Origin of the sequence: Acinetobacter lwoffii, assembly GCF_024129435.1 — a bacterium.
GTDB classification, from domain to species: Bacteria; Pseudomonadota; Gammaproteobacteria; order Pseudomonadales; family Moraxellaceae; genus Acinetobacter; species Acinetobacter lwoffii_F.
Genome location: NZ_JAMXXN010000016.1, coordinates 1 through 20638 on the forward strand (window position 1 = coordinate 1; position 20638 = coordinate 20638).

A 20638-nucleotide genomic window follows, 5' to 3' on the forward strand; every position below is an offset into this window, starting at 1 on the left:
AACTCGATTTGATAAACTAGCACGCAATTATAAATCTATGCGTATAGCCTGCATATTTATTTGGTGCAAAGCCAAATGAGGACACGCCCTAGAGTAAAATACCTAAAAAATCAAACTTGGGAACCCAGGCGTTCAGAACATTTAAGTAGGGTTAAATATTTTTATTAATATTCAATTACTTAGAATTTGTAAAATCGCACTCGACTAAAGCATAAATGCAAGATTTCTGAGAAATACATATCTTTTCAAAAGGATATGAAAATAAATATAGAACGGAGTTTTACAATGGTTAGCGCATATGATGAATTACCGCGTACCCCCGCGAATTTTGTAGCCTTATCACCTTTACGCTATCTTGATCGTGCAGCTTATATCTATCCAAACCAGAACGCGATTATTCACGGTAAGCGTCGTATTACCTGGCGTGAGAAATACAACCGTTGTCGTCAGTTTGCCAACCAACTCCAAAAATTAGGCATCGGTAAAAATGATACCGTGTCTGTCTTACTGCCTAACGTCCCTGCCATGATCGAAGCGCATTTTGCTGTGCCGATGGCAGGCGCAGTTCTGAATACCTTAAATACCCGTCTGGATGCCAAGACCCTTGCTTTCATGCTAGAACATGCTGAAAGTAAAGTGTTATTGGTCGATCCTGAATTTACCGCACTTGCGACTGAAGCACTTGCTCTAGTTTCACAAGACATTTATGTCATTGATGTGGCCGATGTAGAGTTTGAAGGTGAAGATCAACGTATTGGTCAAATTGAATATGAAGAATGGATTGCGCAAGGCGATGCAAACTTTGAATGGCATCTACCACAAGATGAATGGGATGCCATCAGCTTAAGCTATACCTCTGGAACCACAGGCAACCCGAAAGGCGTGGTCTATCATCATCGCGGTGCCTACATTAACGCAGCCAGTAATATTATTGCCTGTGGCATGACACCACGTGCCACCTATTTATGGACACTGCCGCTATTCCACTGTAATGGTTGGTGCTTTGCCTGGACCATGGCAGCCAACGGCGGAACCAACGTTTGCTTGCGTAAAGTCGATGCTGAACTGATCTTTAAACTGATTGCCGAACATAAAGTCGATTACTTCTGTGGGGCACCGATTGTCCTGTCGATGCTGATTAACACACCTGAAGAGAAAAAGACCAAAATTGATCACCGTGTCGAAGTGATGGTGGCGGGTGCCGCACCTCCAGCAGCAATCATTGAAGGCATGCGCAATATTGGCATTAACGTAACCCATGTCTACGGCTTGACAGAAACCTACGGTCCTTCTGCACTGTGCGCATCCCAAGCCGGCTGGAGTGATTTATCTATTCAGGAACAAGCACAGTTGCACTCCCGCCAAGGCGTACCTTATCCATTGCAAGATGGCATGAAAGTGCTTGATCCGGATACCATGCAGGAAGTGCCACATGATGGTCAGACCATGGGTGAAATCATGTTCCGTGGCAATATCGTGATGAAAGGTTATCTGAAAAATCCTGAGGCGACCGCTGAAGCCTTTGCCGGTGGCTGGTTCCATACAGGAGATCTGGCAGTTTGCCAACCGGATGGCTATGCCAAAATTACCGACCGCTCTAAAGACGTGATTATTTCCGGCGGAGAAAATATTTCTTCACTTGAAGTGGAGGAAGTGCTGTATCAGCATCCGGCGGTGCTGACTGCGGCGGTAGTCGCCAAGCCTGATCCACGCTGGCAGGAAGTTCCTTGTGCCTTTATCGAACTCAAAGAAGGAAAAAAAGCCACAGAAGAAGAAATTATGGAATTCTGCCGTGAGCATCTGGCCCGTTTTAAAGTGCCTAAGGATGTGGTGATTACCGAAATTCCAAAAACTTCGACCGGAAAATTGCAGAAATTTGTTTTACGTGAATGGGCCAAAGAGCGCGCGCAAGGTGAATTTTCTTAATTCCATACAGGCATGTTTTTTCAAAATCTACTCAATAAAAAATCGTGCTAATTTTTATTAGCACGATTTTTTAACTTATCCTTTTGTGAGATTTAACCTCATCCAACCCTCTCCTATAAGGAGAGGACTTTAAGGAGCTTACATCTCTACCATTTCCACGCCATCAATACGGGCAACGGTCATCAAATCTTTATCACCACGACCTGAAACCGTCGCAATAATAATTTGATCTTTATCCATGGTCGGTGCAAGTTTAGTGACATAAGCCATAGCATGTGCGCTTTCTAACGCCGGAATAATGCCTTCAATCTTGGTCAAGTCGCGGAAACCCTGTAAAGCTTCCTGATCATTGATCGGCACGTATTTCACGCGATCCATATCTTTCAGGAAGCTATGTTCCGGACCCACACCCGGATAATCCAGACCTGCAGAAATTGAATGGGTTTCGATAATCTGACCTTGTGCATCCGACATTAAATAAGTACGGTTGCCATGCAGTACACCGACATGACCGGCATTCAACGGCGCAGAGTGCTTGCCTGATTCAATCCCATGACCTGCTGCTTCAACACCATACATTTTCACATCTTGGTCATTCAGGAATGGATAGAACAAGCCCATGGCATTGGATCCACCACCGACACATGCCACTAGGGCATCTGGTAAACGGCCAGCCTGTTCCAGAATCTGACGGCGTGCTTCACGACCAATGATCGACTGGAAATCACGAACCAGTTGCGGATATGGATGTGGACCTGCCACGGTACCAATGACGTAGTAAGTTGAATCAACATTGGTCACCCAATCACGCATGGCTTCGTTCATGGCATCTTTTAATGTTTTGGAGCCACTTTCTACCGGCACAACCGTCGCACCTAATAAACGCATACGGTAGACGTTCATCGCCTGACGTTTTACATCGTCTGCGCCCATGAATACTACGCATTCAAGACCTAAACGTGCTGCAATTGTTGCCGTTGCTACACCATGCTGGCCTGCACCTGTTTCGGCAATAATACGTTTCTTGCCGGAAAGCTTCGCCAGTAAGGCCTGACCGATTGTGTTATTTACTTTGTGCGAACCGGTATGGTTCAGGTCTTCACGTTTCAGGTAAATCTGTGCGCCACCCAACTCTTTCGACCATCGTTCAGCATGATATAAAGGACTCGGACGACCGACGTAAAACGCCATGTCACGGTCAAATTCTGCCAAAAACTGCGCATCATCTTTCATACGGAAATAGAGCTTTTCCAAGTCTTCTAAAGCCGCCATGAGTGTTTCTGACACAAAACGTCCGCCATGAATACCGAAATGCCCGCGTTCATCCGGGAATTGGGTATAGTCAACTGCCTGACTGTTCTGGCTAGTACTTTGCTGATCCACGATGGACTCCTTGCATAAAGCGTTCTATGAGTTGTTGGTCTTTAATACCTTTTGCGGACTCGACACCGCCACTCACATCCACGGCATAGGCCTGTGTGGTGAGAATTGCCTGTTCGATATTGTCAGGATTTAAACCGCCTGCCAAGACCAAGGGAAGATTGAGTTTGGGAAATGTATCCCAATCGAAGCTGTGCCCTGTGCCGCCTTTCAGGTCAGGATGCCATGCGTCTAATAGTACTGCACTTGCGCCTGCATCTTGATAACGCTGAATTTCTGCAACCACATCCAGATCAGGTTGCACCTGAATGGCTTTATACCAGCGGCGTCCGACCTGCTGGGCGATGGCCTGACATTGTTCAGGTGTTTCATCGCCATGAAATTGCAAAATATCGAGCGGAACGGTTTTAAGAATATGCTGAATTTCATCTGCGCGACTATTCACAAATAAGCCCACCGCCTGTACATAAGCTGGAACTGACCGGATCAGGATTTCAGCCTGCTCTAAAGTAACATGGCGTGGACTCGGTGGATAAAATACAAATCCTATCGCGTCACAGCCGGCATTGACTACGGCATGTACATCTTCAACTCGGGTGATTCCACAAATTTTGGCACGGGTTCGCATATTATGTTGGCTCTAGATCTACCAATGTATTGAACAATCTATAAGATTGGGGCAAATCATTGTAATGCAATTTTTCTGACTTGCGTAAAGTTCATCTGGATTATTCTCTATGCAGATTGTATATAACTCATACTGACTTTATACTGCGCTCACTTTGCAGCAAGTCCAAGCCTTCAGGCTTTAGGGAAGCTGGTGTAAATCCAGCACTGCCCCCGCAACGGTAAAAAATGAAACGTCTATCAATTTAAACTCTTCGGTTTACACCACTGCATCTTGATGTGGGAAGGTGGATATACAGCAAAGTCGCTGCTTTGCACATTTAAGTCCGGAAACCTGCTTGTTGTGTTCTATAACTCAATCATTCACGGGGAAGTGAATGTAGGGAGCTTTAACATGTCACTTCATTGTCAACCTACTGCCTTAGTAGGTGCGATCGCACTTGCGTTGGGTACCACTTCATCTGTTTTTGCTAACGAGCAAAAAGTTGCGAAAGCATCTTTAGATACCATTGTGGTCACGGCATCACGCAGCGAACAAAATATTGAAAATGTGCCGATGCGTCTAAATGTGATTGATGAAAAAACGATTCAACAATCCCCTATTGCTGACTTACCTTCATTATTAACGAAAGAAGCAGCGCTATCAGTCAAACAAGTGGGTGGCTATGGTCAACCAGCTTCAATTTTCTTGCGTGGCAGCAATGCCGCACATACCTTAATTTTACAAGATGGTATGCGCTCCAATACCGCAACTGTTGCAGGTACAAATTTACATTTAATTGATACGACAGACATTAAGCAAATTGAAATTCTAAAAGGCCCTGCATCGGTACAATATGGTACTGATGCAATTGGAGGTGTAATTCAACTCATTTCCAAAACACCGACAGAAAATAGTGCGTTTACAACGGTCGAAGTCGGTGAAAAAAATACCTACAAATCACTTGTCGGTGTTGATGCTGCTGAAAATGGCTATTACGCCCAAATTCGTGGGCAACGCCTAGAAACAGATGGTGACCAAATTATTAGCAATCAAGCTAAAAAAGCAGGTTTCGATCAAAAAGGCTATTCAGCGAAATTAGGCGTTGATCAAGACAACTTTGGATTGTCAGCGGAATTTAAAGAAAATGAAGGTCACGGCGACTACTTCTCTTATGGTGCACCAGAAGCTTATGATTTCACCAATCGCCTTTATAATATTAAAGGTTATTTTAAGCTTAATCCAAATTTAGTGTGGGAAACTCGCCTATCACAATTTGAAGATGAATACGTAATTGTACAAAGCGCTTATCCATCGACTGTAATCACTGAACAACAAGAAATAGATTCCAATATTCAATGGCAAATCAACGCCGAGCATAAACTTCTTGCGGGTGTACATTACAATAAGACAGAAGCTGAAAGTTTAAACACCTTTAAAGATGAAAATGATAGCACTGGCTATTATTTACAGCACCAATATCAAAATGATGTCATCAGCACCCAAGCGGGTATTCGAGTTGAAGACAATCAGCAATTTGGTACACATAGTGTAGGACAACTCGCTGTTCGACATACCCTAAGCCCTACATCAAGTATTTATGCCAATGTCGGAACAGCATTTCGTGCCCCAGTTGTCGGGCAAATTATTAGTGAACCCGCTTGGTGGGGCGGTAATCCTGACCTACAACCAGAAGAAAGTGTATCTTATGAAATTGGTTTTGATCATCTAATCACCCCATCAATGACATTATACGGTTCTGCTTTTCAAACCCAAGTCGACAATATTATGGTCTCTAACGGAGATACCAACTGGGTATTTGAAAATATGGACAGCGCCACCTTTAATGGTGCTGAATTGGGTTTAAAATTGACACAAGATGACTTCTATGCCAATGCTGAATATGCGTATATTCAAGCTAAGAACGATGATAAAGATAAAGATTTGCCAAATCGCCCACGCCAAAACTTCAACCTAACCTTGGGTTGGGATAATGGTCAGTATGGTGCGTCCACGTCTTTAGTAGCTAAAGGTAAATCTAAGGAGGATAAAGGCCTTATTCCAGGCTATGCAGTCATTGATATGAATGCCTATTGGCAAGTGAATCCTCACTTAAAAACCTTTGTGAATATTCGTAACCTAGGTGATACCAATTACAAAACAGCATTTAATGATGCCACATCTTATTACATTGCCAGTGACCGCCTCGCTTCTATTGGAATCACTTTTAAATACTAAGCTCTAAACAGCAAAAAACTTTAAAACAGCGCAGTTTATGGATAATGTTATGACCGACATTATCCTTTTTTATTATCTTCATTAAAAATTCAAGGAACACATATGGGCCACCGTTTAAGTAAAATCTACACGCGCACAGGCGATTCGGGTACTACAGGGCTTGGTGATGGCTCACGCGTTGCCAAAGATGACTTGCGTATTACCGCGCTGGGTGATGTCGATGAACTGAATGCCGTGATTGGCGTATTACGTACACAAATTTCAGCAAGTAACATTGAAGATCAAGCCGCTTGGGATAAATCTTTAAGCCTGATCCAACACTGGTTATTCGATCTTGGTGGTGAAGTCTGTATTCCAGGTTTTAATCTGGTGCAACCGGTATCAATTGAGTTTTTAGAAAATGATATCGACCGCATGAATGAAGCGTTGCCGATGTTAAAAGACTTTATTCTGCCTGCCGGAACGCTGGTATGCAGCTTTGCCCATCAGGCGCGTGCAGTCTGCCGTCGTGCAGAACGCAGCGTAATGTCGGTACATCACCGTGACCAAAATATTCAGGCAGCGTCACTGCAACTACTTAACCGTTTATCGGACTGGTTATTTGTAGCATCACGCACCCTGCAACGCGCTGAAGGCGGTTCCGAAGTGCTGTGGCAAAAAAATATCAATGACAGCATCGAAAAGTAAAATTATGTTTCAAGTTAGCATCTAAAAATACACGTCAGATGTCTCTTGATTTTACAGAGCATCTGACGAAAATAGAAAGTGTCATCCTTCTGTCACGTAGCCCTCGCAAAATGAACTTAACTTTCCCACTCATGAGCATCTTATGCGCATAATTGGTCATCGTGGTGCACGTGGTGAAGCCCCTGAAAATACCTTGGGCGGTTTTCAATATATTCAGGAGATCGGCATTCGCGCCGTTGAGTTTGATGTTCGTCAGCTCAAAGACAATGCCTTAATCATCATGCATGATGATGACTTTGTGCGTACCACCGGTTTGCAGAAGCATCTATACGAGTGTAACCGTCAAGATCTTACCCAATATAATCACGCAGTGGCCTGGTCAGAATGGAATAAAATCGAAGCGACCCCACTGCTCGATCAAACCTTAAATGTCATTCGAAATTTCGAGCATATTGAAGTCGAAATTAAAAGCGTAACATCTGAAGCAGCAGCTGAGAAAATCGCGTTTGAAGTCGAACAGCAATTACAAGGCTATGAGCAGGCAGCCATTATTACCAGCTTTGATGCCAAAATTCTGGATGCATTTAAACAGCAAAACTCACGTTTAAAACGTGGTTTATTGATTGAGACCGATGTCAAACATCAAGCTATTGATCAGGCGCTGGAACTGGGATGCTGTCATATTGGCTGGATGGATGAACTGGCCAGTAAAGACCTGATTCAAGCCACGCAGGCTGCCGAGTTGAATATCAGTGTCTGGACAGTGAATGATGTGACCCGAGCTAAACAGCTGCGAGACTGGGGCATTCAGGGGCTGATTACCGATTATCCAAAATTGATGCTGCAACAACTCTGAACAATTTCTCTTAAAATAATCTCTCTTAGCCTTAATTGATCTAGGTATTTCTTAATCCAGTTCATTTCGACAATACAATAATGAAAGTGTGAATGTTCCTTAATCAGATTTTATTTGAAAGTGAGCTTAAGTTGCCCAACACGTATATTCTGCAAATTCTCTAATAATATTGTAGAAATTATGAACAATGATTTTCCTCCGATTCATTCGGTTTCAATTTTCTGAAAGAGTGATAATCCTCAGTCACTTAGTCGGAAATCAGAGCCTGTCTACGCTCGCAAAATGGTCACTTCTGCCCTACTTATTCTGTTACCGACAAGTACAATACAACCGTACAATAATGCTAGTGATGCCTTAGGGCACATGCTAATATGGACAAGATAGGCTGCTGTTAAAACCAACAGTAGTTTCTGCTTTTTGTTATACCTTCCGAGGTTCTAGGAGTGCTGTTGGAGATGAATGCTCCCTTACCCAAAGCCCCCATCAACTGGATTGCTGTGTTTGCATTGGTATTTTTACCGATTTTAGCCCTGATCGCGATTCCGTTGTATGCGTATCACCATGATTTTAGCGCTGCCGCTTGGATCAGTATGTTTGTTTTACTGGGCGTAAGCAGCCTCGGCATTACAGCAGGATACCATCGCCTGTGGGCACATCGTGCTTATGAAGCCACTTTACCATTGAAAATCATCTTGATGATTATGGGTACATTTGCTGTACAGAATAGTATTTTATTCTGGGCATCTGGTCACCGTACCCATCACCGTCATGTCGATGATGTTGATCAAGATCCGTACTCGATCAATAGAGGTTTCTGGTATGCACATATTGGCTGGATGTTACGTGATTATCCATCAGGTGCAGCCAACTATAAAAATGCGCCAGATCTGTTAAAAGACAAAGTAGTGATGTTTCAGGACAAATACTACGTTCCTTTAGTGATTGCTGTTCATGCCGCGATTTTATTGCCAATTGGCTGGGCAGTCGGCGATGTCTGGGGCGTATTGCTGTTGGGTGGATTAATGCGTTTAATCCTGAGCCATCATGTGACCTTCTTCATTAACTCATTGTGCCACATGTGGGGAAATCGTCCTTATACCGACGAAAATACTGCACGTGACAACTTCGTACTCGCGGTTGCAACTTGGGGTGAGGGTTATCATAACTATCACCACATTTTCCAATACGATTACCGTAACGGCGTGAAATGGTGGCAATACGATCCAACCAAATGGTTGATCTGGACTTGTTCTAAGCTTGGTTTAGCTAAAAACTTGCGCCGTATTCCTAGCTTTAATATCAAAAAAGCGGAATTGGCAATGAAGTTTAAATATGCTGAGCAGGATCTTGCGGTGTATGGTCATGATGTTTCTGAAGACATCTCGGCGGTAAAAACCAAGATTGCACAGGAATATGATGCATTTACCCAAACTTTAAATGACTGGGCAAAGCTGAAAGAACAGGAAATTCAGGTCAAGAAAGCATCGATGGCTGAAAAAATCCATCAGATGGATGACAAGCTGAAAGTTGAATTCCAGCTGGTTGAACAGCGTCTTTCCCATCATCGTCAAACCTTGAATCTACTGGTTCGTAATCTGAAAAAATCTGCAGTTTCTCAATAAAAGCTGTTGAACATTAAAGCCCCGATTGGGGCTTTTTTTATGCCCGAAAGATAACGTGAACTCTCGCTTATACAACAGTTTTATACATCTATCTTTGTTATAGTTCATGTATTCCAATCCTGTACCGATGCCATGTATTTTAACTCTCGCTATCAAACACTACCTGCTCGCCTCTATCACCATCAAATTCCGCTTCCATTAAAAGGTGCAAAAGCCGGACATTTTAATGCAGCATTGGCAGAACAGCTGCAATGGTCGGACGAAGACAAGGCGCAATGGGTCGAGATTTGTAGCGGTCAGAAAGTCTTTGCTGAGTTTGAACCTTTAGCTATGGCCTATGCAGGTCATCAGTTTGGGCAATGGGCAGGACAATTGGGAGATGGTCGCGGGTTATTGATTGCACAGATTCTAAATCAGGATCAGCAGACCATTGACCTGCATTTAAAAGGTGCTGGTTCAACGCCTTATTCACGCATGGGCGATGGTCGTGCCGTACTGCGTTCAGTTATTCGTGAGTATCTGGCGGGCCATGCCTTAAATGCCTTGGGTGTGGCATCCAGTAATGCAGTCGGTTTTACTTCATCAATGCAAGGTATTCAGCGTGAGAAGCTAGAGCCGGGCGCGATGATGCTGCGTACTTCTGACTGTCATATCCGTTTCGGGCATTTTGAATGGATCAATCAGTATCAGCCAGATCTGCTGGCTGAATTTACCCAGAAATGTATCGAATGGCATTATCCGGAATGTCTGCAAGCCGAACAGCCGATTCTGAGCTTTGCCACCAAAGTTATTCAGCGCACTGCGGTGATGATTGCCAAATGGCAACTGGTCGGTTTTGCACATGGCGTGATGAATACCGACAACCTGAATATTATCGGTTCAACTTTGGACTTTGGTCCTTATGGCTTTATGGAGCGCTTCCGTCCGAATTGGATCAATAACCACTCGGATTATCAAGGTCGTTATACCTATCAGCAGCAGCCGAGTATTGGGCATTGGAATTTATGGCAATGGTTAAATAATCTGGTGCCGCTCTGCCCTACCGATTATGACAAAGAACAATGGAAACAGGATTTAGCTGCATGTCTGGAGCACTATGAGCCAACCTTCTTGGAACATTATAAACATGGTTTAAACCAGAAAATGGGCTTGCCAAGTTTCCATAAAGACAGTTTTGACTGCGCAATGGCCTTTCTGCGAATTTTGCAAAGTGAACAACTGGACTACACCCAGAGTTTTATCCGTCTGCAAAATAAAGACTATGAAGCCATTAAAGATGATTGTCTGGACCGACGCCAGTTTGAAGCATTCCTGGCGCAATATGGATCTATCCGTGAACACCAGGATATAGAAGAATTGGATGCCGCCATGCAACTGGCCAATCCGCATTATATTCTGCGGAATCATATGGCACAGAAAGCCATTGAACTAGCAGAGCGGGATGATTTTTCTGAAGTAGACCGCCTGTTTAAATTATTGAGTCAGCCTTATCAGAAACAGCCAGATCTGGAACAGCCTGAAGATTTAGCACCATTGCCAAGTGACGTGCCAGAAGTAATGGTCAGCTGTTCTTCTTAATTTATTCACATCCAAAATAAAAACTGTGGATAATTTAAACATTATTCACAGTTTTATGATGATTTATCCATAGCTTATGACCTTACATACTCTTGCTGCCCAAGCTGCTTTAAAACTGCCTGAGGTCACTGTCACTCAGCCTTTTGGTGAGGGTTGTGATGTATTTAAAGTTATGGATAAAGTCTTTATGCTGACTTTTCATTTGCAAGGCAAAGCTGTCATTAATTTAAAAGTTGAGCCTGATCACGGTGCAATGCTGCGGGATATTTATCCCTATATTCGTGCTGGTTGGCATATGAATAAACAGCACTGGGTTTCAGTTTATGAGGATGAAAATCTGGACGAAGCTTTGATTGAAGATTTAGTGCTGAATTCTTATGAGTTAGTACTATTAAAGTTAAAAAAAGTCGATCGGCAGCGAATTGAGCTACTTAAAACAGTACGATAGGTTTTTACCTTGTTTATAGGAATGATGTATATAAAAATTTTAAGATCCATTATCAGAATTATTCAATATATCGTCAGTTATTTAGTTGCATTAAATGCTTCATCATAAAATACCTGGGCTTTCGGAAAAGCCCCATCAAAACTGATCGCTTGAAAATATTCAGCTAGTACATTTTCCAAAATTAAATCGGCAATGGGTTGAAAACCAAAACGAGCATAATACTTAGGATCGCCTAATAGCACACAGCCTTTTGCATTCAATGCTTTCAGTCTGTCCAATGCTGCATGTATAAGCCTTGAACCAATGCCTAAACCTTGATAATGAGGCAAAACTGAAATAGGGCCTAATCCAAACCACCCTGCTGCACCCGAAGACATTGATACGGGAGACACGGCAATATGCCCAACAACAATATTATTTTCAAGAGCGACTAACGATAATGTCAATTGATGATTTTCCCTTAATACATTGATAATAAAATGTTCAGTATGACTTGAATATTCAATGTTTTTAAAAGCGGCTTTTGTTAATTCTTCAATTGCCTGAATGTCATTTATTTGCTCGTCTCGAATCATGATATTCATTATTTTTAGCCCTCTTATATTTATCATTTTCAGATATAAAAAAAGCGAATAAGTTCTCACCTATTCGCTTCTCTTAAACATTAAAAACTTAATCAGTCTTCAGGATATTCAAAACGGTAACCGACCCCATACACCGCCTGAATCCACTCATGACGGTTACCGGTTTCAGCCGCATCTGAAATCTTGCGGCGTAAATTCTTGATATGACTGTCAATCACACGGTCAGCCACATCAAAACTATCCGGATTAATATGATCCAGCAATTGCGCACGTGAATATACCTGTCCGACATGTTCCAGGAATAACTCCAGCAAACGGAATTCAGTTGGCGTTAAATTCAAGGCTTTTTGCTGGTACCAGATGCGCTGTTGTGATTTGTCCATGCGGAATAAATCATTGCTTTCCGGTTCTGATTTACGATCCAGACGACGTAACACAGCCTGTACACGCGCGACCAGTTCCTTCGGGCTAAACGGTTTACAGAGATAATCATCTGCACCCATATTCAGACCCAATACCCGGTCAATTTCTTCAGTACGCGCGGTCACCATGATAATCGGTAAATCCGACTGTTCACGTACTTTACGGCAAATGGTCAGGCCGTCCATACGCGGCACCATCAAGTCCAGAATCATCAGACTCGGTTTACGCTGGGTAAAACTGTTATATGCTTCCTGCCCATCATGAAACATACTGACCTCAAAACCAGCAGCTTCCAGATAGTCTCGCACCAACTGTGCAAGTTCGATTTCATCTTCAACCAGCATGACATGTTTCATCAATATATTTCCTTTATGGTTTCACTTGTTTAGGAAAGCTCAGCTTGCATCGTAAACCACCCAGTGGTGAATGTGCAAAGCTTAAGCTGCCGCCCAGCGCCTGCGTAATTTTACATGATAATGCCAAACCCAGTCCGGTTCCGCCAGTCGCCCGGGTACGCGAATCATCGACACGGTAGAAACGTTCACCAATACGCGCCAGTTGTTCATCAGTCAGACCAAACGGACTATCATCGACATATAAGGTCCATTCTTTATCATCTTGCGTGGTGTGAATATGCACCTGCCCACCCGCTTCAGTATAGCGAATACTGTTACTGAGCAAGTTCGCCACAATCTGTTTAAAACGATCCAGATCCAGATTTAACTCAGTCCCTTCGCCATCTGCAGTAACCGTCAATTCAGCTTGCTCAAATTTCGGCTGGAAGTTGATGAGTTCCTGCTGCACCACCTCCCACGGATTTACCGAGGAGAAATAAAATTGCAATTGCTGGGCATCGACCTGTGCCAGCGCGGCCAGATCTTGGGTCAGTTTTTTCAGGCTGTTTACCTGCGCCAGCATGGACGCAAAATGTTCAGGCGTTGGTTTACGAATCCCGTCCTGCATCGCTTCAATCTGTGCCTGTAAGACTGCTAGTGGCGTTTTCAACTCATGCGAAGTATCTGCCACCCACTGACGGCGCGAGGTTTCATGCTGATCCAGAATCACCGCCAATGCATTTAATTCATTGGATAAATCACCTAGTTCATCATTCCGGTTTACTTTAACCTGATACTGATAATTCCCCTGAGTCAAGGCACGTGTACCATTGAGCAGACGTTGAATCGGCTTTTTGAAATAAGTTGCCAATAACAGGGAAGCAATCAGACTCGCCAAAATACTGAGTGCATAGACCAGAAATAAATAACGCTTCTGGTTACTAAAGAAATTGATACTTAAGGCATCATCCTGATCCAGAACCGGTTTTAAGCCCAAATAGCCGACAATCTGATTATTCACCATAATCGGGCGATAAGAAATCTGTTCATCTGAAGCCTCACCCACTACGAAACGACGCTTGGCATCATACAGAGAGAGACGTGAACTGAGGCCAAGACGGTCCGGCATCTGGATAAACTGCTTCTTGCCAGTCGATTGCTGTGCTGGCTGCTCACCATTTTTGCGATCAGTTCTAAACAGATTCTGATTAGAACTAAGCGGGAATTTCAAGCCTTCAAAAGGCTGAAACTGGGAAGGCAAATTAGATGCTAATAAACGTAATTCTTCTTCATTGACCTGACGTTGTGGCAACTCTGGATCCACCATACTCGGTGCCACTTGAGCCAGGGTCTGTTCCTGAAAATAACGCTGTTGCAAGGCAATATCATACTGACGGCGTAACCACCAGCGTGATAATCGGTCATAATCATCTGGTGCGGCTTCACCTTCCATCTGGAGAATCTGTGCCTGAATCGCATTGCCCCAGTCCTGATAAACTGCATAGACATCCGCCAGATTTTCAATCACATAATCCAGCTTCTGCATTTCGACATCGGCGACATAGCGGGCGAAATTACGCTGCATATTCAGATGCAATACACCCAGACTTACCGTGGTAATGACCAGCGTGGTCAACAGCACGGTCAAAAATAGACGTAATGCAATGGGAATGCGGCGAATGTTCAAAATAGAAATCTCAATTTTTCTTCTATATTCATTATTGTAGCGAACACCGCAGCAAAAAACTCTTCATTGTTTCTTCATCTTTATTGTTTAATCTTTATCTGACATAGAATCAGCTTCTTGACGGGGATAAATACAATGCAAACCATGACAAAAATAGCTTTAATCAGTGCAAGTGTTTTATCAATGGGTGCGTTGACTGCCTGTCAATCCACCAGTAATGTCCCAAACAATGATCACCCCCATATGATGAAACATAATGATCACCCCCATATGATGAAACATCATGAAGGCAAAAAACAGCATCTAACTCCCGAACAGCGTGAACAGTTTAAGGCAAAGCGTGCAGAACGCATGCAGTTTGCCAAACAGCTTCAACAGGCCTGCGACAATAAAGCTGTGGGCTCGGCTGTTCAAATCAAGACTGGCGATAAAACCATAGACGGCACCTGCAAGATGGTCTTTAAAGCAGATCATAAAGAGATGAAAAGCCATCGCGACATGAAAGCTGAGCATCGTCCAATGCGTGCCGATATGCGTAGAGGCATGATGCACGGTGAAGTCTTGACGGATGCCAAACGTGCAGAATTGACTAAACAGTTTGATCAGCGCCTCGCTCAACACCAGGCACATCAACAAGCCATGCTACAAGCCTGTCAAAGCAAAAAAGACGGGGCAGCTGCACAGATCAAGATGGGCGAACAAACTATCAATGGCAAATGTCATGTCCGTTTCCAGCCCACAGCCTCTACCTATTAATGCATAGGAATCAAGGCTTCACGACTAGCACCTTCGGGTGCTTTTTTATTGCGTGCTCTTTCATGCATACAGTTGACTATTCGTTTCCTGCAGAATATGGCTAAAGTCTTTATACTCAAGACCTTTAATGCGTCATGCAGATTAATCTTTGACTTTACAGTCACCAAGAAAACACCCCGAAAAGCTTGTACCGCAGGGGAAGTTGTTGCACGATTAGATCATTCCAAACCGTGTCAGTGAAGACAGGTTTTAGTTCATCTAAGATTATAACGCTGGTTCAACCAGTATTGAGGAAACCGATATGCCACAATACAAAGCGCCTTTACGTGATATGCAATTTGTGTTGCATGAATTATTAAATGCTGAACAACACTATGCAAATCTCCCTGCATTCCAAGAAAACGTAAGCCGTGAACTGGTAGATCAGTACTTAGAAGCTGCGGCTGATTTCTGTGAAAATGAACTTTCTCCGATTAACCAGGCGGGCGACCGTGAAGGTTGTACCTGGAATGACGGCGTGGTGACTACACCAACAGGCTTTAAAGAAGCGTATCAAAAATACATCGAGCTGGGCTTCCCTTCACTTTCTGCTGAAGAACAGTATGGCGGTCAAGGTTTACCAAATTCTTTAGGGATTACCATTTCTGAAATGGTCGGTACTGCGAACTGGGCATGGGGCATGTACCCTGGCCTGTCTCACGGTGCAGTTCGTACTTTAGAACACCACGGTTCAGCTGAACAAAAAGATGCTTACCTGCCTAAACTGGTTTCAGGTGAGTGGACGGGTACCATGTGCCTGACCGAATCGCATGCAGGTTCTGACCTGGGTATTATCCGTACCAAAGCCGAGCCACAAGCAGATGGTAGCTACGCCATTTCTGGCGAGAAAATCTTCATCTCTGCGGGTGAACACGACATGGCTGAAAACATCATCCATATCGTACTGGCACGTTTACCGGGCGCACCGAAAGGTACCAAAGGTATTTCATTATTCATCGTACCGAAGTTCAACCTAAATGCCGATGGCTCTATTGCCGATCGCAATGGCGTACGTTGTGGTTCAATCGAACATAAAATGGGGATCCACGGTAACGCAACCTGTGTGATCAACTTTGACAATGCTAAAGGCTTTCTGATTGGACCTGAAAACCGCGGCCTGAACTGCATGTTCACGTTCATGAACACAGCACGTATCGGTACAGCAGTTCAAGGTCTTGCAGCATCTGAAGGTTCATTCCAAGGCGCGCTTGCATACGCAAAAGATCGTCTGGCAATGCGCTCTCTTTCTGGTCCTAAAGCACCAGAGAAAGAAGCAGACCCAATCATTGTACATCCTGCTGTACGTAATATGCTGTTGACGCAAAAAGCATATGCAGAAGGTGGTCGTGCACTGGTTTACCTGTTAGCACAATATGCTGACGTGGTTGAACATGCTGCAGAAGAAGCTGACCGTAAATTTGCAGACAACATCCTGTCATTGCTGACCCCAATCGCAAAAGCATTCCTGACTGAAACCGGTTCTGAAGCTGCGAAACACGGTGTGCAGGTCTTCGGTGGTCATGGCTTTATTTCTGAGCATGGCATGGAGCAAATCGTACGTGATACACGTATTGCCTGTTTGTACGAAGGTACCACTGAAATTCAGGCGCTGGACTTGTTAGGTCGTAAAGTGTTGGGTACTCAAGGTGCGATGTTGAAAGACTTCACCAAGATGATCCACAAATTTGCTGAAGCGCACAAAGACAATGCTGCAATGAAAGAATTCGTTGAGCCATTGGCTGCCTTGAACAAGGAATGGGGCGACCTGACCATGCAAATTGGTATGCGTGCGATGCAAAACCCTGAAGAAGTCGGTGCAGCTGCGGTCGATTACCTGTACTTCTCTGGTTATGTCACCCTGGCTTACCTATGGGCACGTATGGCACTGGTTGCTCAAGAGCAACTGGCTGCTGGCACCACTGAAGTTGACTTCTACAATGCCAAAGTGACCACTGCACGCTTCTACTTCAAGAAAATCCTGCCACGCGTTCGTTCACATGTTGACGTGATCGCAACAGGTGTAGAGCCATTGATGAACCTGGATGCAGAACATTTCGCATTCTAAGTTAGAATCAGACTAATCGCATCACAGAAAAAGGACGGTCAATGAACAGACAGTCCTTTTTCTTTATAACGAGTTACAGAATTAACCTTTAGTCGTCTAACATTCAGATTTTGAGTGTTTTAGACTGATTAAAACTTATTTAATCAAACAATAAACAGGTGACACACCATGCCAATTTATAACGCGCCACTTGCCGATATGAAATTCATCCTCAACGATGTCTTTAATGCAGAACAATTCTGGCAAGCCAATGAAAATTTAGCGCACCTCGATGCTGCAACAGCAGAAGCCATTCTGGAAGAAATGGCGAAATTTGCGCAAAACGTGACCCTGCCACTCAATCGTAGCGGTGATGAAGAAGGCGCAAAATATGAAAATGGCAATGTGACTACCCCTGCTGGCTTTAAAGAAGCCTTTAAACAATATGCAGAAGGCGGCTGGATCGGGTTGGGCGCAGATACCGAATGGGGCGGCCAGGAAATGCCGAAAATGCTAACGGTACTTTCTGATGAAATGCTGTTTGCCACCAACCCGTCTTTCATGCTGTATCCGCTGCTGTCTGTCGGTGCAGGTATGGCCTTAAACAGCTATGCTTCACAAGCGCAAAAACAAACCTATTTACCTAAAATTTATTCGGGTGAATGGTCAGGCACCATGTGCTTAACCGAGCCGCATGCCGGTACGGATCTGGGGATTATCAAAACCAAAGCTGAACGCAATGAAGATGGTAGCTATAGCATCACCGGTACCAAGATTTTTATTACCGGCGGCGATCATGATTTGGCGGAAAACATCATTCATCTGGTTCTGGCCAAAACCCCAGATGCACCTGCGGGTTCACGTGGTATTTCCCTGTTTATCGTACCGAAATTCCTGGTCAATGAAGATGGTTCTGTTGGCAAACGCAATCCTGTAGGGCCAGGTTCTATCGAACACAAAATGGGCATTAAAGCTTCTGCGACCTGTGTCATGAATTTTGATGGCGCTAAAGGTTATCTGGTGGGTAAAGAAAACGAAGGTCTGGCTGCGATGTTCGTGATGATGAACTACGAGCGCCTGTCCATGGGGATTCAGGGCTTAGGTGCTTCTGAATTTGCTTATCAAAATGCTGCACAATACGCGACCGATCGTTTACAGGGTCGCAGTGCGGCTGGCGTTCAATCGCCAAACAAACCGGCGGACAGTATTCTGGTGCATGGTGATGTACGCCGTATGCTGCTGAATGTACGTGCCAACAATGAAGCGTCTCGTGCCTTTGCAGTCTATGTCGGTCAGCAACTGGACATTACCAAATTCTCTACTGATCCTGAAGCGGTGAAAAAAGCCAATGACCGCGTGGCACTACTCACGCCAATCGCAAAAGCCTATTTAACCGATACTGCCTTCCAGGCAACATTAGATGCGCAAATGGTGTTTGGTGGTCATGGCTATATCCGTGAATGGGGCGTGGAACAATGTATCCGTGACCTGCGTATTTCCCAGATCTATGAAGGCACCAACGGCGTACAGTCACAAGATTTAATCGGTCGTAAAACCATTAAATGTGGCGGTGAATATATCTCTGAATATATCTCTGAAATCCGTGACTTTGCCAACAGTCTGGATGCAGACCTAAACTTCATTAAAGATGCCACTTTGGATGCAGCGACTGAAGTCGAATCGGTGACTCAGTTTATTCTGGAAGCAGCAAGAGAAAGTCATGATTTCCCGAACTCGACCGCGGTCGACTATCTGCACGCTGTCGGTCTGCTCAGCTTCTCGTATATGTTCGCGCGTATTGCCAATGCTGCGAAAAATAAAGAGGGCGAGTTCTATCAAAACAAACTGGCTTTGGCGAATTATTTTGTGCAACGCATTCTACCTGAGCTGGCTCTACGCATCACCAAAGTAAAATCAGGTTCTGACCTGATCATGAACTTCTCTGAAGATTACTTCACGACTCAAGCTTAAGCTGAAACAGCCATAATCAAAAACGCCTGCTTGATGCAGGCGTTTTTATTACAATTCGAAACTTAAACTTTCTGAATCATTAAAGAATCCGGTTGATTATTGCTTTTCGGATTCAGATGTTTATTCACAATTTTGATATTCCCCTCTGACTCTAAAGACTCGCAGAGTTCCACCACCTTTTGCATATCTTCAGCCTTAATGCCTACGCCGAGGATTAATTTTTTTCCGGCTTCTAATTGGTCAATTTTTGTTTGAATTTTATCTAACACTTTTTTCTCCTATTTATTCAATGTACCACCCATACAATATAGCAATTTAGTCTAAAAAAAGCGCAAAAGTTCAAATAATTTAATCTTTATTTTTCATCCAATCATTCTGTGCATAATTTTTGCAGGTTATTCTATAAGTATTGTTTATATCACATAAAAATCAGGAGGATCTTATGCCGAAACCCCATCCCAAAGTTGAAAAACTTGAAGCCCTCCTCGACCGTTTTGGTAATCTTGCTGTAGAAAGTTTTCATTATATTGCGCTGTTTATTATTGGCTGTATGGTGATCTGGTCCGCTGGCCATACCGTCATCGATATTCTGACCGTGAAACAGTTCGCCACCATTGACGATATTCTTTTACTGTTCATCTATCTCGAACTCGGTGCCATGGTGGGGATCTATTTTAAAACCAATCATATGCCGGTACGCTTCCTGATTTATATTGCCATTACCGCACTGACCCGCTTGCTCATTGCGGACATTCAGCACACGCATAAAGCCAGTATGGATCTGGTGATTATTACCGGTTCGATCCTGATTATGGCATTTGCCATTTTAGTGGTGCGCTATGCGTCATGGACCTATCCATCGGTAATTCGTGACAAACACAGCGAGAAACCAGTGCCACAAGGCAAAACGCCTCGTCCGGAAGATGATGAGTTGGCTTGATATAAAAAATCCCCCTTGAATAAAGGGGGATTTTTAACTTAACGATTCGGCACCAGCACATAACGTCCATTTTCATAAATCCAGTAACTGCCACGCGGTGGTGCAGGTAAGCCCAGACGCTGCCAGTCACTGATAACGCTATATCTTGAATTTTCAATTCGAGCCACATTCGGATCGCCATTCACCCAGCTATAGCTATTGGAATTTTGATAAATCGTGGTCGGTGCCTGATACTGGATATTGAGACCACTTTGACTTTGAGCAGGCGGATAACCCCAATGGGTCGGTCGTTGCGGGTAATGTAGTCTAGGTGGCATCGGACGCTGCGGATAAGAGTGCCGTGGTGGATCATAAGAGCGTGATGGTGCAGCGCGGTAATTCGGCTTAGAACGTTCAACCCCTGTATATCCGCCCCAAGCGTTTCCGGCCATCGTCTGTGCAGAAGCCCCCAATAGCAATGCAGCAAATATTGCACTCAATAACACTATTTTCATTTGGGCTTCCTCTCAATCACTCG

General features: G+C 43.9%; 18 protein-coding genes and 1 riboswitch. Of the genes, 11 read left to right on the forward strand and 7 right to left on the reverse strand.

What is annotated here, in order from left to right:
* Window positions 1-285 precede the first annotated feature (285 nt).
* Window positions 286-1926 (forward strand): acyl-CoA synthetase, encoded by a 1641-nt coding sequence (locus NI455_RS10670; RefSeq protein WP_004732963.1) that lies wholly within the window; start codon window positions 286-288, stop codon window positions 1924-1926.
* Between the two features lie 138 nt (window positions 1927-2064).
* On the opposite strand, the gene trpB is transcribed toward NI455_RS10670, so the two are convergent.
* Both trpB and NI455_RS10680 read right to left on the reverse strand, forming a co-directional pair.
* Window positions 2065-3309 carry a tryptophan synthase subunit beta gene (trpB, locus tag NI455_RS10675; RefSeq protein WP_004732965.1) on the reverse strand — a complete coding sequence of 415 codons (1245 nt, stop codon included), beginning with the start codon at window positions 3307-3309 and terminating at the stop codon, window positions 2065-2067.
* Window positions 3290-3934, reverse strand: a complete 645-nt coding sequence (locus NI455_RS10680) for a phosphoribosylanthranilate isomerase (protein WP_253114086.1) — start codon at window positions 3932-3934, stop codon at window positions 3290-3292. Before NI455_RS10680 ends, trpB begins: the two co-directional genes overlap by 20 nt.
* Window positions 3935-4078: 144 nt before the next feature.
* Window positions 4079-4289: riboswitch (cobalamin riboswitch) on the forward strand.
* A gap of 38 nt (window positions 4290-4327) precedes the next feature.
* Here NI455_RS10680 and NI455_RS10685 point away from each other — a divergent pair.
* The 6 genes from NI455_RS10685 to NI455_RS10710 all read left to right on the forward strand — a co-directional run bounded on the left by NI455_RS10685 (window position 4328) and on the right by NI455_RS10710 (window position 11342).
* A complete protein-coding gene (locus NI455_RS10685) occupies window positions 4328-6151 on the forward strand; it encodes a TonB-dependent receptor plug domain-containing protein (protein WP_129716424.1) in 1824 nt (607 codons plus the stop codon).
* 102 nt (window positions 6152-6253) lie between these two features.
* Window positions 6254-6838: a cob(I)yrinic acid a,c-diamide adenosyltransferase gene (locus tag NI455_RS10690; RefSeq protein ID WP_129716422.1), complete on the forward strand. Its 585-nt coding sequence runs from the start codon at window positions 6254-6256 to the stop codon at window positions 6836-6838.
* A 142-nt stretch (window positions 6839-6980) separates the two neighbouring features.
* Window positions 6981-7694: a glycerophosphodiester phosphodiesterase gene (locus NI455_RS10695; RefSeq protein WP_247143792.1), complete on the forward strand. Its 714-nt coding sequence runs from the start codon at window positions 6981-6983 to the stop codon at window positions 7692-7694.
* 455 nt (window positions 7695-8149) lie between these two features.
* A complete protein-coding gene (locus NI455_RS10700) occupies window positions 8150-9316 on the forward strand; it encodes an acyl-CoA desaturase (protein WP_253114087.1) in 1167 nt (388 codons plus the stop codon).
* 132 nt (window positions 9317-9448) lie between these two features.
* Complete coding sequence (locus NI455_RS10705) at window positions 9449-10894, forward strand: protein adenylyltransferase SelO (protein ID WP_253114089.1); 1446 nt, start codon at window positions 9449-9451, stop codon at window positions 10892-10894.
* A gap of 76 nt (window positions 10895-10970) precedes the next feature.
* Window positions 10971-11342: an MmcQ/YjbR family DNA-binding protein gene (locus NI455_RS10710; protein ID WP_216986541.1), complete on the forward strand. Its 372-nt coding sequence runs from the start codon at window positions 10971-10973 to the stop codon at window positions 11340-11342.
* A 77-nt stretch (window positions 11343-11419) separates the two neighbouring features.
* On the opposite strand, the gene NI455_RS10715 is transcribed toward NI455_RS10710, so the two are convergent.
* The 3 genes from NI455_RS10715 to baeS all read right to left on the reverse strand — a co-directional run bounded on the left by NI455_RS10715 (window position 11420) and on the right by baeS (window position 14371).
* Window positions 11420-11926 carry a GNAT family N-acetyltransferase gene (locus tag NI455_RS10715; protein ID WP_216986540.1) on the reverse strand — a complete coding sequence of 169 codons (507 nt, stop codon included), beginning with the start codon at window positions 11924-11926 and terminating at the stop codon, window positions 11420-11422.
* Window positions 11927-12018: 92 nt separating this feature from the next.
* On the reverse strand, window positions 12019-12705 hold the full coding sequence (locus NI455_RS10720; RefSeq protein ID WP_004278304.1) for a response regulator: 687 nt from the start codon (window positions 12703-12705) through the stop codon (window positions 12019-12021).
* Window positions 12706-12718: 13 nt separating this feature from the next.
* On the reverse strand, window positions 12719-14371 hold the full coding sequence (gene baeS, locus NI455_RS10725) for a sensor histidine kinase efflux regulator BaeS (RefSeq protein ID WP_253114090.1): 1653 nt from the start codon (window positions 14369-14371) through the stop codon (window positions 12719-12721).
* 135 nt (window positions 14372-14506) lie between these two features.
* On the opposite strand from baeS, the gene NI455_RS10730 reads away from it, so the two are divergent.
* The 3 genes from NI455_RS10730 to NI455_RS10740 all read left to right on the forward strand — a co-directional run bounded on the left by NI455_RS10730 (window position 14507) and on the right by NI455_RS10740 (window position 19181).
* Window positions 14507-15127: a hypothetical protein gene (locus NI455_RS10730; protein ID WP_253114091.1), complete on the forward strand. Its 621-nt coding sequence runs from the start codon at window positions 14507-14509 to the stop codon at window positions 15125-15127.
* A 301-nt stretch (window positions 15128-15428) separates the two neighbouring features.
* Window positions 15429-17231 (forward strand): acyl-CoA dehydrogenase C-terminal domain-containing protein, encoded by a 1803-nt coding sequence (locus tag NI455_RS10735; protein WP_253114092.1) that lies wholly within the window; start codon window positions 15429-15431, stop codon window positions 17229-17231.
* A 168-nt stretch (window positions 17232-17399) separates the two neighbouring features.
* Entirely contained in the window at window positions 17400-19181 is a 1782-nt protein-coding gene (locus NI455_RS10740) for an acyl-CoA dehydrogenase C-terminal domain-containing protein (RefSeq protein ID WP_180191474.1), read from the forward strand.
* 62 nt (window positions 19182-19243) lie between these two features.
* On the opposite strand, the gene NI455_RS10745 is transcribed toward NI455_RS10740, so the two are convergent.
* Window positions 19244-19450 carry a hypothetical protein gene (locus tag NI455_RS10745; RefSeq protein ID WP_005095746.1) on the reverse strand — a complete coding sequence of 69 codons (207 nt, stop codon included), beginning with the start codon at window positions 19448-19450 and terminating at the stop codon, window positions 19244-19246.
* Between the two features lie 173 nt (window positions 19451-19623).
* On the opposite strand from NI455_RS10745, the gene NI455_RS10750 reads away from it, so the two are divergent.
* Window positions 19624-20121, forward strand: a complete 498-nt coding sequence (locus tag NI455_RS10750; protein WP_005095743.1) for a phosphate-starvation-inducible protein PsiE — start codon at window positions 19624-19626, stop codon at window positions 20119-20121.
* A 38-nt stretch (window positions 20122-20159) separates the two neighbouring features.
* Here the strand turns inward: NI455_RS10750 and NI455_RS10755 are convergent, their stop codons facing one another.
* The gene (locus NI455_RS10755) at window positions 20160-20615 is read right to left on the reverse strand and encodes an RcnB family protein (protein ID WP_253114093.1); all 456 of its coding nucleotides are present in this window, start codon (window positions 20613-20615) and stop codon (window positions 20160-20162) included.
* Window positions 20616-20638 lie beyond the last annotated feature (23 nt).